The following is a 22616-nucleotide window of genomic DNA, read 5'->3' as shown; positions in this document are numbered from 1 at the left end:
TTCAGGCCGATTCGAATCAGGGTGATCGTGCGCGTCAAAGGTCGTTGGCCATCACGGGCTGGCCGCTGTGGGCATCGGTCGACGGACGGCAATCGTGCGTCAGATGCAGAAGCACGGCAAGCCGCCTGATATCGGGCGCGCCCGATTGCAGGTCGACGCGCGTCGACACATCGGCCAGCAGCGACGCTGCCCGCGCCGTCTCGCCGCGTTCGAGCAGATGGTCCGCGAAGTGCAGCACGGCGCGCAGTTCGAGCATCGGCGCATGTTGCTCCCTGGCCGTCTGCATCGCGTCGAGCAGATGGCGGCGTGCTTCCGTTTCGAATTCGTCGGCCATCGACGCGCGCCCGTTCGACTGGATCACGCGCGATTGCTCCAGCGCCGTCACGCCCATCACGCGCTGCAGTTCCGGGATGAAGAAATGCTCGCCATGTGCATTGCAGAACTCGAGCGCTTCGTCGAGCTTCAGCCGCGCTTCGGCGATGCGCCCCGTTCTCGCCAGGGCTTCCGCGCAAATGGCGATCACGGGCGTCAGCACTCGCCGGAATCCGGACGACAACAACCGGTGCAGCGCGGGTTCGAGCTTTGCAAGACCGGCGTGCGGGTGTCCCTGCAGGATGTCGAGATGGCCCGCGTGACACTCGCCGTACGCCTGCCAGATCTCGAAGCGGTTCAACGCGACCTGCGATCGCAACACGGCGAGATAGCGCGCGGCCGTTTCGAGTTCGCCGCATTGCAGTGCCAATGGCACGGCAGCGACCGCGAGCACGTGACTCAGCGACGGTTCCAGCATGTCAGGCCGGATCGAATTGACGACGTTCTCGACCAGTTGCATCGCCCGCTCGGGATGCCCCTGCATCCACACGATCCGCGCGAGCGTGCCGTTGCCGAACGTCAACGGATCGACCGCGACGCCGAGGCTGCCGGGCGCGACGGGCCCGAGTTCGGTCAAGGCGGCGACCGCCCGTTCCAGCCGCACGCGCGCCTGCTCATGCTCGCCGAAGCAATGCAGCGACACGGCGATCATTTCGGCCGCGAGAATCTGCTGCCACGGCGTGCCGCAGCGTTCGGCAAACGCCTGGAAACGGGTCGCGAAGCGGAACGACGCGTGAATGTCCGACGACGCGAGCATCGAGTTCCATGCGCCCCACAGCGCGCGCGCCTCGAACGCATCGTCGCGTGCGTGGCGCGCGAGCACCAGCACGCGCTTCCACAACGGGCCCGCCTCGCGCACCGCGCCGCCCGTGTGCAGCAGCGTTGACGCATACGCAGAACACAAGCGCATTTCACACAGCGTATCGACGGTGCCGGGCGGCAGTGCATCGAGCGCGGCGAGCGCGCGGCCCGAGCGTTCATAGCATTCGTGCAGCAGCGGGCCTTGCAGCAGCGTCCCCACCAGCGAGCCCGCCAGCGCGACACCGAGCGCGGGATTGCCGCCCGGCGAGAAGGCCCATTCGAACGCGGCGCGCGCGTCGTCGAGCGCAAGACGCGGCTCGACACCGGCGAGACCCGGCGCGGCACCGCCGACAGACACCTTGCCGTGTTCGATCCGGTCCTGCAGATAATGCATATGACGCGTCGCAATGCGCTGCAACTCGCCTTCGTCGCGCAGTTTCTCCATCGCGTATGCACGCGTGGATTCCGTCAGCCGGTATTGCGCGATCGCGCCGCAGAATTCGACGCTCAACAGCGACTTGGCGGCCAGTTCGCTCAAGCTCGAAATGACCGAGGCGATCGGCATGTCCGGCTCGGTCGCGACCGTGCAGACAGCATCGAACGTGAAGGCGCCGGCGAAGAAACCGAGCCGCCTGAACAACATGCGCGAAGTCGTGTCGAGCAGCGCGTAGCTCCAGTCGAAGGTCGCGCGCAAGGTCTGATGACGCGGCAGCGCGGAACGCAGCCCGCCCGTCAGCAGATTCAGGCGGTCGTCCAGACGCGAGGCCACGCCTTCGACACCGAGCGTCGCCACGCGCGCGGCGGCCAGTTCGATGGCAAGCGGCAGGCCTTCGAGCCGCCGGCAGATTTCGCCGACCAGACGGATCGCGTTTTCATCGGCGCCGCATTCGGGCGCGACCGACTTCGCGCGGCTCAGGAACAGTTCGACGGCCGAATGCGCGAGGATCGCGTCGGTGGTGGCGTCGCTCGCGGGCACCGCCAGCGGCTCGACGCGAACCACGGACTCGGCCCAGATATGCAGCGGCTCGCGGCTCGTCACGAGCATGCGCAGCGCCGGATTGCGCGCGGCCAGCGCTTCGACGAGACTCGCCACCGCGTCGATCACGTGCTCGGCATTGTCGAGTACGAGCACGCACGGCGCGGCGGCGATCACGTCGGCGAGACTTTCCTGCGTGAGGTATTCATCGGATGCATCGATCCGCAATGCGCCCGCCAGCGCCTTGAGCACGGTGTCGCGCGTCGAGGCTTTGGCGAGTTCGACGAAGCAGACCGGCTCGCTGAAACGATCGCCCCCGGACTCGCGCATGGCGCGCGCGACGTGGACGGCCAGACACGTCTTGCCGATGCCGCCCGCGCCGACCAGCGTGACGACGCACGCGTGGCCGAGCCGCTCGACGATCTGCGCGATCTCGCCCTGGCGGCCGAACAGCGTCGCGGCACAGGCAGGCAGCCCGCCGCCATTCGCGAGCGGGCCGCCCTGCCGTTCGGGCGCGCGCGCGTGACGGTTCTCCGACACCAGCAGATAGCCGCGCCCCGGCACGGTCTTGATGAGTTCGCGGTCCGCGCCGAACAGCTTGCGCAACGCGGCGATATGCACCTGCAGCCGGTTCTCCTCGACGATCGAGCCGGGCCACACGGCGTCCATGATGGCGTCCTTCGACACGATGCCGCCGTCCGCGCGATACAGCACCTCGAGAATGTCGAACGCACGGGCGCCGATCCGCACCGGCCGGCCATGCTGACGAATTTCTCGCAGTTCGAAGCTGACGAGCAATGTGCCGATCTGAATCATGCCCACCTCCAGGAAACGCTGATCGCGAGTTCGATTGAACGATGACGTGCACATGGCTGAAGGCCGAAGATCGGGCGCGCCAACCGTTCGCTGCGTTCGTGGTCATCGGCTTGCGCGCATCGTGCCGCGACGCTGCTCAAAAATTGGGCTGTGTCGATCGCGCAAATGGACAGGGTAAAGAGAATATGCGATCAGATTGTAAGCACGCGTTAAGGAGCGTGTCTTGAATAATAGTGACCTGATATGAATTTGTGCGGTCTTTTTTACCGTTATGAGGATCGCGTCACATCCTGGTGCAACGGCGGGACGTCAAGGCCCGAACGGCGGCAAATTCCGCCAAAATCCGCGCCGCCCGAAACGGCGCGAATCCATCCGCGATAAAGCCATTAAGGCTGCCAGCCTGTTTTTGAATATTTATTGTCAGTCACTTCCGTGTAAACTGGCCGAATTATGTTTCGCAGGCCATGCATGAATAGAGGACGTTGCTCCATGTCGACTCACACACATCCCGCAGCGGCCGCGCCGCCCAAGCCGAAGGACGCGCTTGGATGCGTGTCGGGCAAATTGCGCAAGGACATTGAATTAGACATTGGCGATATCCGTTTCTATCGCAAGTGCATGGATGAAGCGCATCTGGATCGCATTGCCATGCCGGCATGCGACCGGGGATTTCTGGTCGGCATATCGCTGAACAGCGGGCACCGGCGGAATATTTTTAACGGCGAGCGACTCGTCACCAAACGGTTTGAAGCGGATTCGATTTATATCCGTGATTTCTCAGAAGATTATCGCGCGGATCTATACGGTAATTTCGATTTCGTGCTGGTCGAATTATCGCGCCGCTTTTTCACACGGCTTGGCGACGAGCACGGCGGCCCCGGCATCGACGGATTGACCTGCGCGCTCGAACAGAAAGACCCCGTGCTCGGCCATCTTGCGCGTGCGCTCGACAGTAATCTCGCTCACTACGGCGCGGTCGACTCGCTGTTCGCCGAGCAGATGGGCGTGATCGTCGGCACGCACCTCGCGCGACGCTACGGCAATCTGCGCGATCGCCGGCCGCGCGCGAAAGGCGCGCTGTCTCATGCGCACGAAGCGCGTGCCAAAGAACTGCTGATCGAGCGGTCGCGGCAAGGCGCGTCCATCGCCGATGTCGCCAGCGAATGCAACCTGTCGCGCGGCTATTTCATCCGGGCGTTCTCCCGCGCCACCGGGCGCACGCCGCATCAATGGCTGCTCGAACAACGCATCGGCGAAGCGCGGCAACTGATCGAAGCCACCAGCATGACGCTCACTGAAATCGCGAGCTTTTGCGGCTTCGCGGACCAGAGCCATCTGAACCGCCTGTTCCTGAAGGCGACGGGCACGTCGCCGGGCGCCTGGCGGCGCGCGGCCGGGCGTTAGATCGCCGCCCCTCGGGACGATGGCCGGGACAGCACTCAGGACGGCGCCCGCTTGCCGGGCAGCAAGGTGACCGTGCAGGTCATGCCCGCCGCGAGGTGCATCCCCGCCGGCACGCTGTCGAGATGCACGCGCACGGGCACCCGCTGCGCAAGCCGCACCCACGTGAAGATCGGGTTCACATTGGCCAGCAGGTCGTTGCCGCTGGTGGGGTTGTCGCGATCGGCGATGCCGCTCGACAGGCTGTCCACATGCCCCTGAATGTCGACGCCGCCCGACAGCAGGCGCACTACGGCGCGGTCGCCGACATGCACTTGCGGAATCTTCGTTTCCTCGAAATAGCCGTAGACCCAGAACGAGTGCGCGTCGATCAGCGCCATTCTCGCCGCGCCCGCCGTCGCATAGTCGCCCGGCCACAGGTTCAGGTTGGTGATATAACCGTCGGCGGGCGCTCTTACCACGCTGCGCGTCAGATTGAGCTGCGCCGTCTGCTGTTCGACGACGGCGGCTTTATATTGCGCCTCGGCCGCGCTATAGGCAGCGATGTCGGCGCGATAGGCGGCATCCGACTGGTTCGCGGCCGACGCGGCATCTTCGCGGGTTTCATCGGAGATCACGTCGCCCGCGAGGTTCGCGCGGCGCGCGGCCTGCTCGCGCTTCATCTGGTCGCGCGACGCGCCTTCCGACATCTGCGCCTTCGCACGCGCCATCTCGGCCTGGGCCCGCGCGATGTCGGCATCCGCCTGCGCGACGGCGTAGTTGAAGCGATACGGGTCGAGCACGAACAGCACGTCGCCGCGATGCACGAACTGGTTGTCTTTCACCCACACTTCGCTGACGAGCCCCGACACGTCGGTCGCCACGTCGATCACGTCGGCACGCACGCGGCCGTCGCGCGTCCACGGCGAGTACATGTAGCTGATCCATAGCAGGCGCACCAGCACCACCGCGATCAGCAGGATCGTCACCGTGAAGAACGCGCGCAGGAAGGATTGCGGTTTGATCGTCATGTTGTTGTGTTGTTGCGAGCGGTTTCAGGTCGGCAAGGCGCGTGGTTCATGGTTCATCGCCGCGTTATCCACGCACCAGCAAGGAGACGCCGCTGAACATCGCGGCGAACAGCGCAACCCGGAACAGCCCCGGATGCCATGCATACCGATAGACACCGAGCCGCGCGAACAGCAGATCGAGCATCACGAAAACCACGACGCAACCGATCAGCACGGGCAGCAGATACGGCACGAGGAACGAACAGAATTCAATCTCAGCGGGCATTGTCAGGCTCCATGGCAGCGCGGTCGGCTGCCGTCGCGGCGAAACCGCCGCCCAGTTCTTTCATCAGCAACGCCCACGCGTCGAGCCGTTTGGCCTCAACGCCGGCGAGCCGCTCTTCCTGCTCCTGCTGCGCGTTCTGCGCCGCGAGCACATTCAGAAACTCCGTGATGCCGTTGCGATAGCCCGACTCCGCGAGCCGGTAGGCGTCGCGCGCCGCATCGAGCGTGCTTTGCGTCGACGTCTGTTGCTCTTCCAGCGCGTGCAGCGACGTCACCTGCGCCGCGACGCCGCGCATCGCATCGACGATGGCCGCGTTGTACGCATCGACGGCGGCGTCGCGGTCCGACACGGCCACGCCGTACTCGCCGCGCAGCCGCCCGCCGTCGAAGATCGGCAGCGAAATGGCCGCGCCCAGGCTATGGCCCGCGCCGTTGCTGCTCAACAGGTTGAAGAATCCGCCGAAGGTCGCGGCCGACCCCAGCGACGCTGTAGCAAGCAAATCGATGTTCGGGTAGAAAGCGGCATGCGCGGCCGCCATGCCTTTTTCGGTGGCGAGCACGCGCCAGCGCTGCGCGACGATGTCGGGCCGATGGCCGATCAGATCGACGGGCAACGACGCGGGCAACGCGACGGGCACATTCAGCGCGAGCGCCGGGCGTTTCAGCGTGTCGCCGTAACCGGCGCCCTTGCCCGCGAGCGCGGCGATATCGATGCGGCTCAACGCGAGTTGCTGCTGCGTCTGCTGAACCTTCGTCACGCTCATGGCCGCTTGCGTCGTCGCCTGCGACACGTCGAGACGGCTGCCGATGCCCGCTTCGAAGCGGGCCTTCGCGATATCGAGCGTGTGCTGTTCTTCCTGCTGCACGGCCCGGTCAGCGTCGAGCAGCGCGTATTGCAGCGCGAGCTGCACGTAGGCGCGCACCACGGCCGTCTGCAGTTCGACTACGGCGAAGCGGTCGTCGGCTACCGAGGCCTGCACGGCATCGAGCGCGCCTTCACGGATCGCGCGGTTCTTGCCCCACAAGTCCAGGTCGTACGAAAGACCCGCCGTTGCGCTGTTGTCCCACACGGTCGTTCCGCCCGGCGGCGCCGGCGTCGTATAACGGGCGAAGCGCTCGCGCTCGAAGTTGCCCGACACGTTGACTTGCGGCAACTCGGCCGCGCCTGCGACCTGGGCCTGGAACCGGGCGTTGTCGATCCGCGCCTGCGCTTCCTTCAGGCCCGGATTGCCCGCCGTCGCGTCCTCGACGAGCCTGTCGAGTTGCGGATCGTTCCATTGGCGCCACCAGTCGCCAGCGGGCCAGGCGGCGTCCTGGCGTGTCGTGCGGATCGCGTTGCCGGGATCGAGCGACGCCGGATTCAATTCCGTTTCGTGTGGACGAATGCCCCCGCTATTGATGCACGAGCAAAGCATCACACACAGCGCCGCCGTCGATAGCGCGCGGCAAGCACGGTTCGTGAACGAGACACGCTGCTTCATGCCGACGCTCCGATGGCAGCCGCTGCCGATGTCTGCCACAACGGCAGCGTGTCGTCCTTCAACATCAGTTCGGTGAAGTACATGAGCCGGCGTATCCGCTTCACGCTCTGCGCATCTGCCGTGGCGTAGTCGAAGTCGCCGGGTTCGATGCACGGCAACGCCCGCCTCGCCTGCTGCGTCGCATTCATCGCGCGGTCTCGCGCCGCTGGAGTGGCGATGGAGAATACCTCGGCCAACGCGTCGAGCCACGCGTGTTGCAGCGTGAGCCAGTCGTTCGGCAGATGCGCGGCCATGCGCGCGGTGTCCTGGCGTATCACGATCATCGCGCGCCCGACTTCCAGCGCCGCGAACGCCGACGCGACGAGACGCGTCTGGTCCACACGCTCCCCCGCAGGCGCTGACGCGATCCGCATGATGAAGCCGCGCATGCCAGACTCGAAACGATGCGAGAGGTCTTCCAGGTCGTCGTCGCGCGTGGACCTGGTGACGAGCGAGCGGATCTGCTTCAGGTATTGTCGTGAAATCCAGTCGCCCGCCAGCGGCACGATGGTCGAGAACGCGACGGCCGCGGCCGCGATGCCGAGCGACAGACCAAAAGCCGTATCGAGAAACTCTGCAGGATGGTACATAACAGGATTCGCGATATTGACCGTGTAGCAGAAGAACACACCGAAGCCGAGACCCAACGTGGCGGTTTTCGGAAACGTGTTCAGGTAACTGCTCACGACGATCGGGAATGCCATGCACGCAGCGAGCAATGGAAAGCAGTCGAACAGCGGGAACACAAAGAACGCGATGAAGAAGCCCGCGATCGCACCCGCAAGGCAGCCGCAAAACATCTGCCAGCTCGCGACAACGGGATCGGGCGCGAGCGTGAACAGCGCGCTGACGATCGCGACGGAAACCAGCGCGCTCGATCCGCCCACCCAGCCCGACGCCAGCCACATCGCGCCCACCGACAGCACGGCCGCCGCCGCGCGCATACCGTCGAGGATGGCCGCCGCGCGATTGGACGTGGCCCGCGTGCTGTCGATATGCGTGATCAGCCGCAGCACCGATTGCGCCCAGGGGCGTTGATCGGCGCGGCGCGCATCCACGAAACCGCGGCATAGCTCGCGCAGATTGCCGGCGAAGCCGTGCAGCGCCGCGCCCGTCATGTCGATGAAGACACGTTCGCACGCGGGCACGTCTTCCAGCGCTTTTAGCGCGGCGTCGACTCGACCTTGCAACGAGCGCTCGAACCCGGCAAGCGGGGCCGACAGCGCATCGACCTGCAACTCCGGCGACGCATCCGGCGCAAGACCCGCAGGCACGATCGCGAGCAGCGAGCCAATCAGTTCATGGGCGGCGCGCATCGTGCGCGAGCCGGCTTCGGCGGAGGCCCGCGCGATCACCTGGTGCAGCGCGTGCGCCGAGGCGAGCGTATCGACAAAGCTGGTATCGAGCTTGATGAATGCATGATTTTGCAGGCGGATCGACGGGTCTTCGAACACAGCGCCGACGCGCAGGCTTTGCACGTTCGCGCGCTCGCGCAGCAGATCGAGCATCGTGCCGAAGCCGTCCTGCGGCAGCGTCGCGCCGGGCAGCGTGTGAATGGCTGCGAACAGATGACCGAGATTGTTCCTGCTTGCCGCGTACAGATCGGGCGCCACGCGGCGCGGCAGAATCAGTGCGCTGACCAGACTCGCGCATGTGACGCCGATCACCACTTCGCTGATCGTGTAGACGATGTTGTCGAACACGCCATACGGATTCGACAACGTGGGCAGCGACGTGATCGCGGTCGCATAGCCCGTCAGCAGAAAACCGTATGACTGGAAGTTGCGGAAGTACGACGAGCCGAACACGCACACGCCGATCCACGCAGCCAGCGCGAGCAGAAAGAGCCACGACGCCTGCGAGAACAGCGACACCAGCACGAGCCCGGCGAGACTGCCGCACACCATGCCGAGACCGCGATAGAAGCCGCGTGCTATCACCATGCCGCTTTGCTGGAACATCATCACGACGATGCACGACACCATTGCCGTGCCGGGCCCGCGCAGTTCGAGACGCATGCACAAGCCCATCGCGAGCGTCGCGGCAATCGCGACCTTGGCGACATGCCTGAAGCGCGGATAATCGTCGCTCCAGTATTGCCTGAGTTCGTCACGCCATCGCGGCCACGCCGCGACGCCTGCATCGAAGTTCATAGGGATGTCCGTGTCTTGCCGGGTCGGTACGGTATGGGCGTTGCCTTCGAAAAAAGGCGCGCAATACGCGTACGGTGAAGGCTTTGATTTTGCGTGAAACAGGGTCACGTCGATTGCCGAATCGCACGCTGATGATTGCAATGGACCCGCCATGAAATTCTCGTGTTGCGCGAATGCGAACGCGCCTTCATGCTATGAGCGATAACGCATTCACACATTCCTCGCGACGCCGTTCATGAACCTCTCTTTTGAAGTCCTCCAGGCGCTCGATGCCATCGACCGCACGGGCACGTTCGCAGCCGCAGCAGAAGAGCTGCACAAGGTCCCCTCGTCGTTGACCTATCTGGTTCAGAAGCTGGAAGTCGATCTCGGCGTGAAGCTGTTCGAGCGCACGGGCCGCCGCGCGAAGCTCACGCATGCGGGCCGCGTGATCGTCGAAGAAGGCCGGCGTCTGCTCGAAGCCGCACGCGAGCTCGAACTAAAAGCGAAGCGGATCGAGCATGGCTGGGAATCGGAACTGCGCGTCGCCATCGACGAAATCATTCCGTTCGATCTCATCTGGCCTCACGTCACCGAGTTCTACAAGCTCAATCTCGGCACCCGGCTGCTGCTGTCGAAAGAAACGCTCGGCGGCACATGGGACGCGCTGATCACACGCCGCGCGGATCTCGTCGTCGGCGCGGCGGGCGAGCCGCCGCCCATCGCGAACCTCGTTGCGAAGCCGATCGGATCGTTGCAGCACGCGTTCGTGATGGCGCCGGGTCATCCCCTCGCCTCGGCTGCCGAGCCCTTGACGATGGATGCTGTCGCGCGTCACCGCGCGGTCGCGATCAGCGACACGTCACGCAAGCTCACGCCGCGCACCATTGCGCTCGCCGCCAATCAGGAAGTGCTGACGGTGCCGACGCTCGAAACCAAGCTCGCCGCGCAGATTCGCGGCCTCGGCATCGGCACGGTGCCCGAATGTATCGCCGCGGGGCCGTTGAATCGCGGGCAACTGGTGCGCAAGGAAGTGTCGGGGATGCGTTCGGTTACGCACTTCTATCTCGCATGGCGCGACGACGAAGCCGGCAAGGCATTGCGCTGGTGGGTCGATCAGCTCGATCGCCCTGACCTGATCGACGATGTCGCGCATCGGCTCGTGGCCATGAGTTGACGTGACGAGTGACGCAGGGCGCCAGGCGTAGTTTCACAACGGCGTGGCGCTGATCAATCTGCTTCCCGCATCCGCATGCGGCCGGTCGCCCGACGCGATCGCCGACGCGAGCACTTCGTTCCAGATCGCATGGGTTTCCGGGTTGGGCCCGCGAACCCGCACGAGCGCCGCACCCAGCGCCGCGAGAAGCCGCAGCCGCGCGCGCTGGCGCGGCAGCGCATGCGCGGATTCGTCCGCAGGCGCAATGGCAGCAAGCGCACGCCGCGCCCATGTGCAGCACTCGTCGATCAGCGACAACTCGTAGAACAGAAAGACGGCATTGGCGGGCAGCGTTTCGCGTAACGCTGCGTCGCCGTCCTCGGACAGCACCCAGCCGAGTGCCGCGCGAACCTCGTCGAGCAGCGCGGGCATCCCGCTGCGCCAGCGTTCGCCACCGCATTGACCTGCTGCGCGCGCGTTGCTGTCGATTACCGTGGACAGATAGCGCGCATGATTCAGCGCGACGACACGGCGCTCGCCGTTGTCGTCGAGCTTCTGCCGCGCGTACATGCGGGTCGTTTCGAGCAGCCGGAATGACGCGATGCCCGGCCCGGTGCTCGCGACCACCAGCGATTTCTCAACCAGCGCCGCCATCGCCGCGACCACGTCCAGTTCGCGCGTTTCGTGATCGCTCGCGACCGCCACGGCCGCCTCGAGCGGAAAACGGTCCGCGAAAATGCCGACGCGGCGCAAGGTCTTGCGTTCGGCTTCGTCGAGCAGCGCGTGGCTCCAGTCGAGCGTCGCCTTCAGCGTCTGATGGCGCGGCAACGCGGTGCGCGTGCCGCCCGTCAACATGCCGAAGCGGTCGTCGAGATGCGCGGCCAGCGTGTCGATGCCGAGCAGCGCGGCGCGGGCCGCTGCCAGTTCGATCGCCAGCGGAATGCCGTCGAGCCGCCGGCACACCATGCCCGTCACGTGAAGGCTCGCGTCGTCGGTGGCGAAGCGCGCGTCGATCGCGCGGGCGCGAATCAGGAACAGGCTCACGGCGCTGCAGCGGCGCACGCGCGGCGTATCGTCGTTCGGCTCGGGCACGTCGAGCGCGGGCACCCAGTACAACGTCTCAGACGGAATACGCAACGGCTCGCGGCTCGTCGACAGCACGCGCAAGTGCGGGCATGCGTTCAGCAGATGGTTCGCGAGTTGCGCCGCCCCGTCGATCACATGCTCGCAGCCGTCGAGCACGATCAGCATGCGCCGCCCGCCAATCGCCTCGACGATGCGCTCGCGCGTCGAACACCCGCTTTCGGGCGGCACGCCGATCACCGATGCCATCATCGCCAGCACGCAGCTCATGTCGGATGCGGAACCCAGCGACACGAAGTAGACCCCGCCCGGCGCGTGCTCCAGCAAGCGGCGCGCGACCTCGATCGCAACGCGCGTCTTGCCGATGCCGCCCGAACCGACCAGCGTCACGTGACGCGCGTTGCGCAGCACGGTACTGACATGCGCAGTCGCTTCGTCGCGGCCAACCAGCTCGGAGCCGCACGCAGGCAGATTGTTCGGCACCGCGCTTTGCACGAGCCCGTGAGGCGCGTCGTGCAAAGACGCGCCTGCTTCGTGCTGTACGCAGGCGCCAGAACCGACCAGCCGATAGCCGCGCCCCGCTATCGTCTTGATCAGGTCGCGGCTGTCGCCGAGCAGCTTGCGCAGCGCCGACATGTGCACCTGAAGGTTGTTGTCGCCGACTACCGAGTCCGGCCATACGCGCTCCAGAATCGTCTCCTTCGACACCAGGCCGCCCTGCGCCTCGATCAGCAGTTCGAGTATGTCGAACGCACGATTCCCGATGCGCACGGTCATGCCGTCGACGCGTGCTTCACGGCGCGTGAGATCGATGTCGAGCGGTCCGACGCGGGTCATGAGCGGATCGCGCAGGCACGCGCACGCAACGCTTCACGGCACGTGCCGTTGAATCGGAATCGAAAGGCTCGGATAGAGCAAGGCACGATGCGAAGCATGCTGCATACCGGTTGATGTGCTTGGCAGTCTAGAACGGCGCGGCAGATGCATGGGTGGAAAAATCCGAACGATCCGTTCAAAAAATTTGAAGTCGTTGCAAGGGCATCCATTGCGAAGGTCCCGTATGAGGTTCGCATCGAAGCGAAGGCGTGCTGGCGATGCGCGGCGCGCGCTGCGCTGGCTTATCCAACGCAGAGATGGGTGTCGTGCAACTGGATCGCGGCCGCAGGCGCGATATCGCCCGACGTCACGCGCACTGCGACATGCACCAGGGCACAGCGCGTGCGTCGAATCGCGGCCGCCAGTCGTGGTTAACTGTTCTGCGCAGCCGCGTGGCAATGCGCGAGATAAGCATGAATCTGGCTCACGACGGCCGCGCCATCGCCCACGGCGGACGCCACGCGCTTGGTCGATTCGGAGCGTACGTCGCCGACCGCGAACATGCCGGGCAAGCTGGTTTCGAGCGGATAGTGAATGCCTGAGCCACCTGGCGTTTGCGAGCGCCGCGCGAAGCCCGTCACGACGAAACCGTGGCTATCCAGTTCGACACCGCTCGACATGAGCCAGTCGGTCTTCGGATCGGCACCGATGAAAAGGAACAGGTGACGCGTTTCGATCGTCTCGTCGCCCTCGTCTTCGCGCCGCACGCGGACATGCGTCAATCCCGCCTCGTCGCCTTCGAGCGCTTGCAGCGTGCAGCGCGTGCACAACGACACGTTCGGCAACGAGCCGATGCGGTCGATCAGATACTTCGACATGCTCGCATTCAGGTCCGCGCCGCGAATCAGCACGCGGATGCTGCGCGCGAAGTTGGCGAGAAACACGGTGGCCTGGCCCGCGGAATTGCCGCCGCCGATCAGCACGATGTCCTGCCCCTTGACCAGTTTGGCCTCGATGGGAGACGCCCAGTAGTAGATGCCGCTTCCTTCGAAGCGATCGAAGCCCGCAATGCCCGGCTTGCGATACGCCGCGCCGCTCGCGACCACCACCGTGCGGGCGTTGACGCGCTGCCCGTCGAGCAGCGTCAGACCATGAATGCCGTCTTCGCTGTCGACGCACGTGACCTTGCCGGGAATCGCCAGATGCGCGCCGAACTTCAGCGCCTGCTGGAACGCGCGCGCGGCGAGCGCCTGGCCCGAGATGCCCGTCGGAAAGCCGAGGTAGTTCTCGATCCGCGAACTCGCGCCCGCCTGTCCGCCCGGCGCGCGTTGGTCGAACACGGCAACCGACAGGCCCTCCGTGGCCGCATACACGGCGGCAGCGAGTCCCGCCGGACCCGCGCCGACGATCGCGACGTCATACACATGCGAGCGCTCGAAGGTCGGCACGAGGCCGAGGCACGACGCCAGTTGCGCTTCGTCGGGTGCGCGCAGCACGGAGCCGTTCGGGCAGAACACCAAAGGGAAATCGTCCGGGCCTGTGGTGATCCCCGCCAGAAGCGTGGCGGCCTCGGCGTCGTGACGCGCGTCGATCACCGTCGCGGGGTAGGCATTGCGGCGCAGGAAACCCTGCAAGCGGACGAGGCGCGCATCGTCGCCATTGCCGACGATGATCGGCCCGAGCCCCTGCTCGATCAGCCCCAGCCGCCGCAGGATCAACGCCCGCATGATGTGCTCGCCGAGTTGCGCATCGGCGACGATCAAGGCACGCAGCTTGTCGGGCGACACCACCAGCGTGTCGCAATCGGTCAGCGCAACGCCGTCGATCAGCGCGGGCTTGCCTGACAACTGCGCCATCTCGGCCATGAAATGGCCGTCGTCGTGCTCCGTCACGAGCGTCGAGCGGCCGAAGCTGTCGCGTGAGCTGATTCGCACGCGCCCGTGCAACAGCACGAAAAGCCCCAGCGCGATGCGCCCGGTCTCGAAGATCAGCTCGCCCGCCCTGAACGACATCGGCTGCGCGAAGCGGCGCAGGCTCGCAATCTGCGCAGCGGACAAGCGCGGAAACATCTGATGCTGCCGGAACTCCAGCGACGAATACGGCATCGCCAGATCCGGCGCACCCGCATCGGGCTGGGCGGACAGAAGGTCGGGAGGGTTGATCGCCGGGGTATTCATGACTTTGCTTTGCCTTGACTGGATATGTTGACGCGAGCGGCCGCTAGTGAGGCCACTCCGACCCCAGCACCAGCCCGCAAAAATTCAGACGCCGATAGTCCGGGTCCCATCTGTCGAGCACGTCCGCGTTGACCGTGCCGAACGTCGTTTCAGGCCGATGCTCCATGCCGCGCGCGTACGCCTCGATCAGCTTCGTCTTGAAGCCGCGTTCGCGCGGAAACGCCTGCACGATGTCATTGCGCTGCTGCGCGATGAACTCGTGATAGCGCGCGCCGCGCACGTCCATTTGCACGCCGGCGCTGAGCAGCGCGACGAGGGGCGGCATGTGTTCGGGAATGCCGGGCGTGGTATGCAGCGCGATCGCGGTCCACACTTGCGCCGTCGCGGATTCGTCGGCGCGATGACAACGCAGAAACTCGCGCGCCGCGTTCGCGCTGTCGATCTCGAAGCGGTTCGGCGAATGGGCGTACCGCCCGTTCAGCCCGGCGTTGTGAAAAAGCGCGCTCACGTACAGCAGTTCCATGTCGAACGCGAGCGCTTCCTTGCAGCCTATCAACGCAGCGAACAGAAACACGCGCAACGCGTGATGCAACAACAGCTCGGGCTCGATGCCGCGAACATGCTCGAAAGCCGCGCGAGCCAGCACGCCGTCGGGAATGTCGACGCCGGCCACGTTCTTGTTCATGTTGACTCCTCCGCGCCGGATGATGCCCGGCCATGTGCTCCAATGCACCGTGCAGCGTAGCAATGCGGAGTGAAGAATACTTTGTCGAAGCATTAAAAAACCTGAATACGCGCGGTGAAATCCGTATGTGTCAACGCCGGACTTCCCCGTTTTAAGCGCCTGCAATGCCCCCGGCATCGCGCGGTGCGCGCCGCGAAACACATCGCGTTTGCACTGAACACATGGCTGCTGGCCATGCGGGCGGAGGCGTCGCGCGCGATTTCGCGCCTTTAAATTTCCTGAAGCGCCGCCGCTTGACGAGACGCACGAAGTCTACACGTCATGTCACGCGGTTTTGATTGCGTCCAGCGCAATGCCGGATTGCAGCGCGGATGGATTGATCGATCTCCGCGCAACGGATGGTCTGGCCGCAGCGAATCGCGCGCGCCGCCCTATACGAACGTATGAAGCCCTGACTACTTGGATTAAGCAGACGTCCCAACGTACGATGGTTCATTCCGTCGCCCCGGTCTATCTTTGTCTCAAGCGGCAAAAGAACGTATTCCGCACAAAGACAAAACGGATCAGACAGCACGAGGTGAACGGTTCCATGGACAAGATCTTGAGCATGCGCATTTTCTCGCGCGTCGTCGAGTCGGGCAGTTTCAGCGCGGTGGCAGACCACATGAACTGCAGCACGGGCAGTGTGTCGCGCGCCGTGTCGTCGCTCGAAGACCACTTGCACGCACGGCTGCTGCAACGTACGACGCGCAAGGTTTCGCTGACGGAACCGGGCGAGCGCTACTACCGGAAGTGCAAGAAGATTCTCGCCGACCTGGAGGACGCCGAAGCCGAGGCGGGCGACGCGCACACCAGCGCGCGCGGCACGCTGCGGATTCACTGCGTGACCGACCTCGGCCTTGCGCAACTGACGCATTCCATTCTGGAGTATCGCAAGCGCTTTCCGAGCGTCGCGGTGCAGGTGAAGTTTCTGCCGCGCATGGCGAACCTGCTCGAAGACGACGTGGATGTGTCGATCGTCGCCGCGCCGGCGTTGCCCGATTCGCGCAACGTCTGCAAGCTGATCGGTCACTGCGAGCGCGTGCTGGTCGCGTCCCCCGCTTTTCTTCAGACGCATCGGGTCGAAACCGCAAACGATCTCGACGAACACGCGCTGACGCCGATGCCGTTCCGCGTCGAGCCGAACGGCCATCCTGTGAAGCTCAGCCTCGTGAAGCCGGCGGGACAGTCGACGGGTCCGGAGGGCGCCCGTCAGTTCGCGATCAACGACACCGAGGCGACCCGCATTGCCACGCTGGCGGGCGCGGGCGTCGCGGCATTGCCGGTGCATTGCGTAATCGACGACCTCCGCAATGGCAGGCTGCTTCAGTTATTCCCCGAATCGCGCCTTCAAAATACGAGCGTTTTCGCCGTTTATTCAAGCCGGCATCATATCGACGCGAAGATCAAGACCTTCATCGACTTCATGACGTCGCATCTGAAAGAGGCGCTCGACACCCGCGTCTTAACCGGGCACCAACCTCAAACCTTTAGCCATGTAGCGCGCGTAATGGAGAATGCATGATGCGCACCATCGCCTTTCCTTTCTTCCGGCCCAGCTATGCGATTGCCGCATGTAGCGTTGCGTTGGCTGCGACCTGTGCGTATCAGGCACCGGGCGTGATGCAGGCGATTCTCGTGGTCGGCGCGAATGCGCAATTGCCGCTTGAACGTCTGGCCGCCGAAGCAGGCAAGCCAACGCCCGTATCGGCGACGGATGTTTCGTCGCCGTGGAAGGAGCATGTGCCCGCGCGAGCGCGGCCTGCGATGCAAAAGCTCGGCAGTTTCGGCGAGCCCGCGCGCGAGCGGCACACACATCGCGGCATGGGTGGGTATCAGCGCAGCGTGACCGATTACAAGTACTGGACGTAACCTGCAGTTCAGGTTCGTGCTTAAAAAAGCGGGCGATTTGTGTCAGACAAATCGCCCGCTTTTTTTTGTCGTGATGAATGGCGATGGCGGCTTCTTCATCCGCTGACGGCTAAAACAGGGCATCGAACGATTCGCTCGCAGACCTGAACGCGCGGTAATCAGTCAGGCAACTCCGTGTGGAAATAAAACCAGCGGGCAAACAGGCAAGACGCCTTGTTTCCGTGACCCGATCATTCGTTCGATGACACTGATTCGACTCGACAGGAAACGGAAATGGGCAAAAAAAAGGTGATCCGTATTTACAGCGACCCCGCAGGCGGTTGGGGCGCGCTCAAGGCAACGGGTGAAGCGCTGACGCTTCAGGGCATCCCCGTCTCCGGCGCAAAGACGCTGCTGCATATGAACCAGCCGCAAGGCTTCGATTGTCCGGGCTGCGCATGGCCCGACCCGAAGCACACCTCGTCGTTCGAGTTCTGCGAGAACGGCGCAAAGGCCGTCGCATGGGAAGCGACCGTGAACCGCTGCACGCCAGAGTTCTTCGCCGCGCACAGCGTGTCCGAGCTCACCGCATGGGACGACTACGACCTCGAAATGGCCGGCCGCCTCACGCATCCGATGGTCTATGACGCCAGCACGGACCGCTATGCGCCCATCAGCTGGGACGATGCGTTCGCGCTGGTGGGCCGCCATCTGAACGCGCTCGACCATCCCGATCAGGCCGATTTCTATACGTCGGGCCGTGCGTCGAACGAAGCGGCGTTTCTCTACCAGTTGTTCGTCCGCGAATTCGGCAGCAACAACTTTCCCGACTGCTCGAACATGTGCCACGAAGCGACCAGCGTCGGCTTGCCGCAATCGATCGGCGTCGGCAAAGGCACGGTGCTGCTCGAAGACTTCGAACACGCCGACGCGATCTTCATCTTCGGGCAGAACCCCGGCACCAACAGCCCGCGGATGATGAGCGACCTGCATTCGGCGTCGCGCCGCGGCGCGAAGATCGTATCCTTCAATCCGTTCCGCGAACGCGCGCTGGAGCGCTTCGCGTCGCCGCAGAACCCCGTTGAAATGGCGACGCTCGGCTACACGCCGATCAGCACGTTCCTGTATCAGGTCAAGGTAGGCGGCGACGTCGCCGTGCTCAAGGGGATGATGAAGGCCATCGTCGAAGCCGACGACGCCGCGCTCGCCGCCGACAAACCGCGCATCCTCGACATCGAATTCATCCAGGGCCATACGCACGGCATCGATGCGCTGCTCGACGATCTGCGCGCAACATCCTGGGATGCGATCGAACGGCATTCGGGTCTGTCGCGCGCCGATATCGAGAACGCGGCGAACATCTACATGCAGGCCGACAATGCGATTCTCGTGTACGGCATGGGCATTACGCAGCACCATCGCGGCACGGAGAACGTCCAGCAGATCGCCAATCTCGCGCTGCTGCGCGGCAACGTCGGCCGCGAAGGCGCGGGCATCTGCCCGGTGCGCGGACATTCGAACGTGCAAGGCAACCGCACGGTCGGCATCACCGAAAAACCGAACAAGGGCTTGATTGAAGGCATCGAGCGCGCCTTCGGTTTTCGCCCGCCGGCCAACCACGGCAACGACGTGATCGCGACGCTCGAAGCGATGATGCGCGGCGACGCAAAAGTGTTCATCGGACTCGGCGGCAATTTCGCGGCCGCGATTCCCGACTGGGTACGCATGCAGGAAGCGATCCGCAAGCTCAACCTGACCGTGCACATCGCGACCAAGCTGAATCGCAGCCATCTCGTGCATGGCAAGGAAGCGTTGATTCTGCCGTGCCTCGGCCGCACGGAAATCGACATTCAGGCGGGCGGCCCGCAGTCGATCACCGTCGAAGATTCGATGTCGATGGTGCACGCGTCGGCCGGCCGCAACGAGCCCGCGTCGCCGCACCTGATGAGCGAGCCGGCTATCGTCGCGGGCATTGCGCGCGCGACGCTCGGCGAGAAGTCGCGCGTGCCCTGGGAGCAGATGGTCGCGAACTACGACCATATTCGCGATGCGATCGAAATCGTGTTCCCGATTTTCCAGGCCTACAACGAACGCATCCGCGTGCCGGGCGGCTTCCATCTCACGTCGAACGCGCGCGAACGCGTGTGGGACACGCCGACGGGCCGCGCGAATTTCCTCGTCTTCAAAGGGCTCGACGAGAACCCCTGGCACGACGATCCCGACGCGCTGTGGCTCACCACCATGCGCAGCCACGACCAGTACAACACCACCCTCTATTCGCACTCGGACCGCTATCGCGGCGTGTTCGGCCAGCGCGACGTGGTGTTCATGAACCAGCACGAACTGCACAAACGCGGGCTGCATCCGGGCGAGCGCGTCGATATCGTCGCGCTCTCCACCGACGGCATCGAACGCATGATCCGCAGCTTCAAGGTGGTCGAGTATTCGCTGCCCGACGGATGCTGCGGTGCGTACTACCCCGAGGTGAATCCGCTCGTGCCGCTCTACGCGTTCGATCCGCAAAGCCGCACGCCGTCGTACAAGTCGGTGCCCGTGAAGATCGGGCGCGCCGCCGCCGTCGGCCCCGACTCCGCAACGCGCGCCATCGTCATGCAGGCCGCGTCGCACGCTGAGGAGAACAGCCATGCTTGATCACGTTGCCAACCTGTCGCGCGCGCAGTTCGCGATGACGGCCATCTTCCATATTCTGTGGCCGATCCTGACCATCAGCCTGTCCGCTTTCCTCGTGCTCGTCGAAGCACTGTGGATCAAAACGGGCGACGTCATGTACTACCGTCAGGCCCGCTTCTGGAGCAAGCTGCTGGTGCTGAACTTCGCGGTGGGCGTGGTCAGCGGCATTCCGATGGAGTTTCAGTTCGGCACCAACTGGGCAGGCTTCTCGCAGTACAGCGGTCAGTTCATCGGCAACATTCTCGGCTTCGAAGGCGCGATGGCGTTCATGCTCGAAGCGGGTTTCGTCGGCGTGATGCTGCTCGGCTGGGGACGCGTGCCGCGCGGCGTGCACCTGTTCGCGACGGGCATGGTCGCGCTCGGCTCCAGCATCTCGGCGTTCTGGATCATGGTCGCCAACTCGTGGATGCAGACGCCGGCGGGATATGCCGTGGTCGACGGCAAGATCGAGGTGACGAACTATCTGGCCGCGATCTTCAATCCCGACATGGTGTGGGGCGTGTCGCACATGTGGGTTGCGGCCATCGAAACGGGCATGTTCGTGATCGCGGGCATTTCCGCGTACAACCTGTTCCGCAAGCGCCACCCCGAGTTCTTCGCGCGCTCGTTCAAGATCGCGCTTACCGTGCTCGTGATCGCCGCGCCGCTGCAAGTGTGGCTCGGCGATTCGAGCGGCGTCAGTGTGTTCGAGACGCAGCCCGCGAAGGGCGCGGCGATCGAAGGCCACTGGCACACCAATGCGCCGGGCACGGGCGCGTCGTGGTCGCTGCTCGCGTGGCCCGACAAGCAGGCGCAGCGCAATGACTGGTCGCTGGAAGTGCCCGGCATGCTGAGCGTGCTCGGCACGCACTCGCTGCATGGTCAGGTGAAGGGCTTGACCGACTTCAAGCCCGAAGACCAGCCGCCGATGATCCCCCTGCTCTACTACGCGTTCCGCGTGATGGCGGGCATCGGCTTCTGCTTCATGCTGCTGGCGTTCTGGACCGTCTACGCGCTGCGCAAGGCACGCGGCAGCCTCGATGCGCTGCTCGCGCGCCGCAAGCTGCTGCTCGCCTGGGTGCTGTGCATTCCGCTGCCTTACGTTGCCGTCGAAGCCGGCTGGATCGTGCGCGAAGTGGGACGTCAGCCGTGGGTCGTGTATGGGCTGCTGCGCACGAGCCAGGCGGCATCCACGGTGGCGCCCTCCTCGGTCTCGCTGAGCATGGCGATGTTCTTCGCGTTCTATGTCGTGCTGCTCGTCACGTTCTTCGTCCTCGCGCGCCGCTGGCTGCGCACGGGCCCCGACCTGACCAGCGTGCCGCCCGCGATCGTCACGGCGCGCGCCGCGTCGACGAAATCCATTTCCGGCTATTGATGCCGCGTACTCCCCTCAAGAGGTTGCCTCATGGATAGCTCTACACATTCGTTGCTGGCCTACGTGTGGTTCGGCCTGCTCGGCCTGATGCTGGTCTTTTACGTCGTGACGGACGGCTTCGATCTAGGCGTCGGCATTCTCAGTCTGCTGCGCTCGCGGCGCGAAGACCGCGACGTGATGGTCGAGTCGATCGGTCACGTCTGGGACGCGAACGAAACCTGGCTGGTCGTGCTCGGCGGCGGTCTGTTCGGCGCGTTTCCGCTTGCGTACGCGCAGCTGATGCAGGATCTCTATCTGCCCATCATGGCGCTGATTGCCGGGCTCATCATGCGCGGCGCGGCGATCGAATTCCGTCACAGTGTCGAGCACGGTCCGCTGTGGGACAAGGTGTTCGGCGTCGGCAGCCTGGTCGCCGCGCTCGCGCAAGGCGTCGTGCTCGGCAAGATCGTCACGGGACTCGTGCCGGGCGAGATGAGCCAGGGGTTCGTCGTCGTGGCGGCCATCGGCGTGGTGGCGGGCTATGCGCTGCTGGGCGCGACGTATCTGGTCAAGAAGACGGTGGGCATGATCGAGCAATGGTCGCGCCGCCTCGCGCTGCTGAGCGCGGTGCTGACGGTCGCCGCCGCGTTGCTGCTGACCATCGCGACATGGTTCTTCAGCGATGTGGGCCTCGAGCGCTGGTCGCAGCCCGGCGTCATGCATGTGCTGATCGCGCTCGGCCTTGCCGCGGCGCTCGCCTTCGCGTTCATCATGGCGTCGCTGTACATGGGCGCGTCGCGCGGGCCGTTTCGCGGTGCGGTGACGCTGTTCATCGTGTCGTTCGCCGGCCTTGCGGTGAGTCTGTTCCCGGACTTCCTGCCAGGCAAGCTGGGGATCGTGGAGGCCGCTTCCGATTCGCATACGCTCGCGTTCATGCTTGCTGGTATCGGACTGATCTTTCCCGTGATGATCGGGTACAACCTGTACCAGTACTACATCTTCCGTGGCAAGGTGGTCGGCGAAGCGCATGCGGGGGAGTGATTAGACTTGGGTAGGCGATGATGTGGCCGCGTTTCCGGGCGTCCTGGAGCCGTGATGTCGATCACCCCAGACGGTTGAAGATGCGGCGCTTGCCGCGTAGGTCGGGCATTGGGTCGCCGGTCGGCGTGTTTCGCTTTTTCGCTGGCAGCCGCGATGCGTTATCTTGCTTTATGCGTTGCCCCCTGCGGGGGGCGCCTACTTTTCTTTGCCGCCGCAACATGCGTCGTTGTTTGGTGTTTTCGCATTTGATTTCGCTGGCATCCGCGTTTTGTTAGCGCGCTTCACGCGGCGCCCCTGTGCGGGACGGAACTTACTTTTCTTTGCCGCTGCAACATGCATCGTTGTTTGGTGTTTTGGTATTTGCTTTCGCTGGCATCCGCGAATTGTTAGCTCACTCCACGCGTCGCCCCTGTGCGGGGCGGCATGTAGTGGTCAAGTATTCCTGGACACTT

General features: G+C 64.5%; 15 protein-coding genes. 7 read left to right on the top strand and 8 right to left on the bottom strand.

The annotated features are described in order from the left end of the window. Nucleotides 1-34: 34 nt before the first annotated feature. Nucleotides 35-2965, bottom strand: coding sequence for an ATP-binding protein (locus KFO72_RS29890; protein ID WP_225033652.1), 2931 nt, complete (start codon nucleotides 2963-2965; stop codon nucleotides 35-37). A gap of 489 nt (nucleotides 2966-3454) precedes the next feature. Here KFO72_RS29890 and KFO72_RS29885 point away from each other — a divergent pair, with 489 nt between their 5' ends. Next, nucleotides 3455-4369, top strand: coding sequence for an AraC family transcriptional regulator (locus tag KFO72_RS29885; RefSeq protein WP_176055377.1), 915 nt, complete (start codon nucleotides 3455-3457; stop codon nucleotides 4367-4369). A 35-nt stretch (nucleotides 4370-4404) separates the two neighbouring features. Here KFO72_RS29885 and KFO72_RS29880 read toward each other — a convergent pair whose 3' ends face one another. The 4 genes from KFO72_RS29880 to KFO72_RS29865 form a co-directional block, all read right to left on the bottom strand. Next, nucleotides 4405-5376, bottom strand: coding sequence for an HlyD family secretion protein (locus tag KFO72_RS29880; protein WP_225033651.1), 972 nt, complete (start codon nucleotides 5374-5376; stop codon nucleotides 4405-4407). A 64-nt stretch (nucleotides 5377-5440) separates the two neighbouring features. Continuing rightward, nucleotides 5441-5641: a DUF1656 domain-containing protein gene (locus tag KFO72_RS29875; RefSeq protein WP_007579001.1), complete on the bottom strand. Its 201-nt coding sequence runs from the start codon at nucleotides 5639-5641 to the stop codon at nucleotides 5441-5443. Then, nucleotides 5631-7121 (bottom strand): efflux transporter outer membrane subunit, encoded by a 1491-nt coding sequence (locus tag KFO72_RS29870; protein WP_225033650.1) that lies wholly within the window; start codon nucleotides 7119-7121, stop codon nucleotides 5631-5633. Before KFO72_RS29870 ends, KFO72_RS29875 begins: the two co-directional genes overlap by 11 nt. Continuing rightward, nucleotides 7118-9313 (bottom strand): FUSC family protein, encoded by a 2196-nt coding sequence (locus KFO72_RS29865; protein WP_225033649.1) that lies wholly within the window; start codon nucleotides 9311-9313, stop codon nucleotides 7118-7120. Before KFO72_RS29865 ends, KFO72_RS29870 begins: the two co-directional genes overlap by 4 nt. A gap of 235 nt (nucleotides 9314-9548) precedes the next feature. Between KFO72_RS29865 and KFO72_RS29860 the strand changes: the two genes are divergently transcribed. Next, the gene (locus KFO72_RS29860) at nucleotides 9549-10469 is read left to right on the top strand and encodes a LysR family transcriptional regulator (RefSeq protein ID WP_054932423.1); all 921 of its coding nucleotides are present in this window, start codon (nucleotides 9549-9551) and stop codon (nucleotides 10467-10469) included. A 33-nt stretch (nucleotides 10470-10502) separates the two neighbouring features. On the opposite strand, the gene KFO72_RS29855 is transcribed toward KFO72_RS29860, so the two are convergent. The 3 genes from KFO72_RS29855 to KFO72_RS29845 form a co-directional block, all read right to left on the bottom strand. Beyond that, on the bottom strand, nucleotides 10503-12368 hold the full coding sequence (locus KFO72_RS29855; protein WP_225033648.1) for an ATP-binding protein: 1866 nt from the start codon (nucleotides 12366-12368) through the stop codon (nucleotides 10503-10505). Nucleotides 12369-12778: 410 nt separating this feature from the next. Next, nucleotides 12779-14524: an FAD-dependent oxidoreductase gene (locus KFO72_RS29850; RefSeq protein WP_060608546.1), complete on the bottom strand. Its 1746-nt coding sequence runs from the start codon at nucleotides 14522-14524 to the stop codon at nucleotides 12779-12781. Nucleotides 14525-14567: 43 nt separating this feature from the next. Next, nucleotides 14568-15209 (bottom strand): HD domain-containing protein, encoded by a 642-nt coding sequence (locus KFO72_RS29845; RefSeq protein WP_062918196.1) that lies wholly within the window; start codon nucleotides 15207-15209, stop codon nucleotides 14568-14570. Nucleotides 15210-15798: 589 nt separating this feature from the next. On the opposite strand from KFO72_RS29845, the gene KFO72_RS29840 reads away from it, so the two are divergent. The 5 genes from KFO72_RS29840 (at nucleotide 15799) to KFO72_RS29820 (ending at nucleotide 22164) form a co-directional block, all read left to right on the top strand. Continuing rightward, the gene (locus KFO72_RS29840) at nucleotides 15799-16773 is read left to right on the top strand and encodes a LysR family transcriptional regulator (protein ID WP_060608549.1); all 975 of its coding nucleotides are present in this window, start codon (nucleotides 15799-15801) and stop codon (nucleotides 16771-16773) included. Further along, nucleotides 16770-17120, top strand: a complete 351-nt coding sequence (locus KFO72_RS29835; protein WP_225033647.1) for a hypothetical protein — start codon at nucleotides 16770-16772, stop codon at nucleotides 17118-17120. Before KFO72_RS29840 ends, KFO72_RS29835 begins: the two co-directional genes overlap by 4 nt. Nucleotides 17121-17393: 273 nt before the next feature. After that, nucleotides 17394-19751, top strand: a complete 2358-nt coding sequence (locus KFO72_RS29830) for an FdhF/YdeP family oxidoreductase (RefSeq protein ID WP_225033646.1) — start codon at nucleotides 17394-17396, stop codon at nucleotides 19749-19751. Then, complete coding sequence (locus KFO72_RS29825; RefSeq protein ID WP_060608556.1) at nucleotides 19744-21144, top strand: cytochrome ubiquinol oxidase subunit I; 1401 nt, start codon at nucleotides 19744-19746, stop codon at nucleotides 21142-21144. Before KFO72_RS29830 ends, KFO72_RS29825 begins: the two co-directional genes overlap by 8 nt. A gap of 30 nt (nucleotides 21145-21174) precedes the next feature. Beyond that, on the top strand, nucleotides 21175-22164 hold the full coding sequence (locus KFO72_RS29820; RefSeq protein ID WP_225033645.1) for a cytochrome d ubiquinol oxidase subunit II: 990 nt from the start codon (nucleotides 21175-21177) through the stop codon (nucleotides 22162-22164). Nucleotides 22165-22616: the final 452 nt, after the last annotated feature.

Origin of the sequence: Paraburkholderia sp. XV, assembly GCF_020177535.1 — a bacterium.
GTDB classification, from domain to species: domain Bacteria; phylum Pseudomonadota; class Gammaproteobacteria; order Burkholderiales; family Burkholderiaceae; genus Paraburkholderia; species Paraburkholderia caribensis.
The sequence above is the reverse complement of the archived record's forward strand: the minus strand, read 5'-3'. Positions and strand labels throughout refer to the sequence as shown.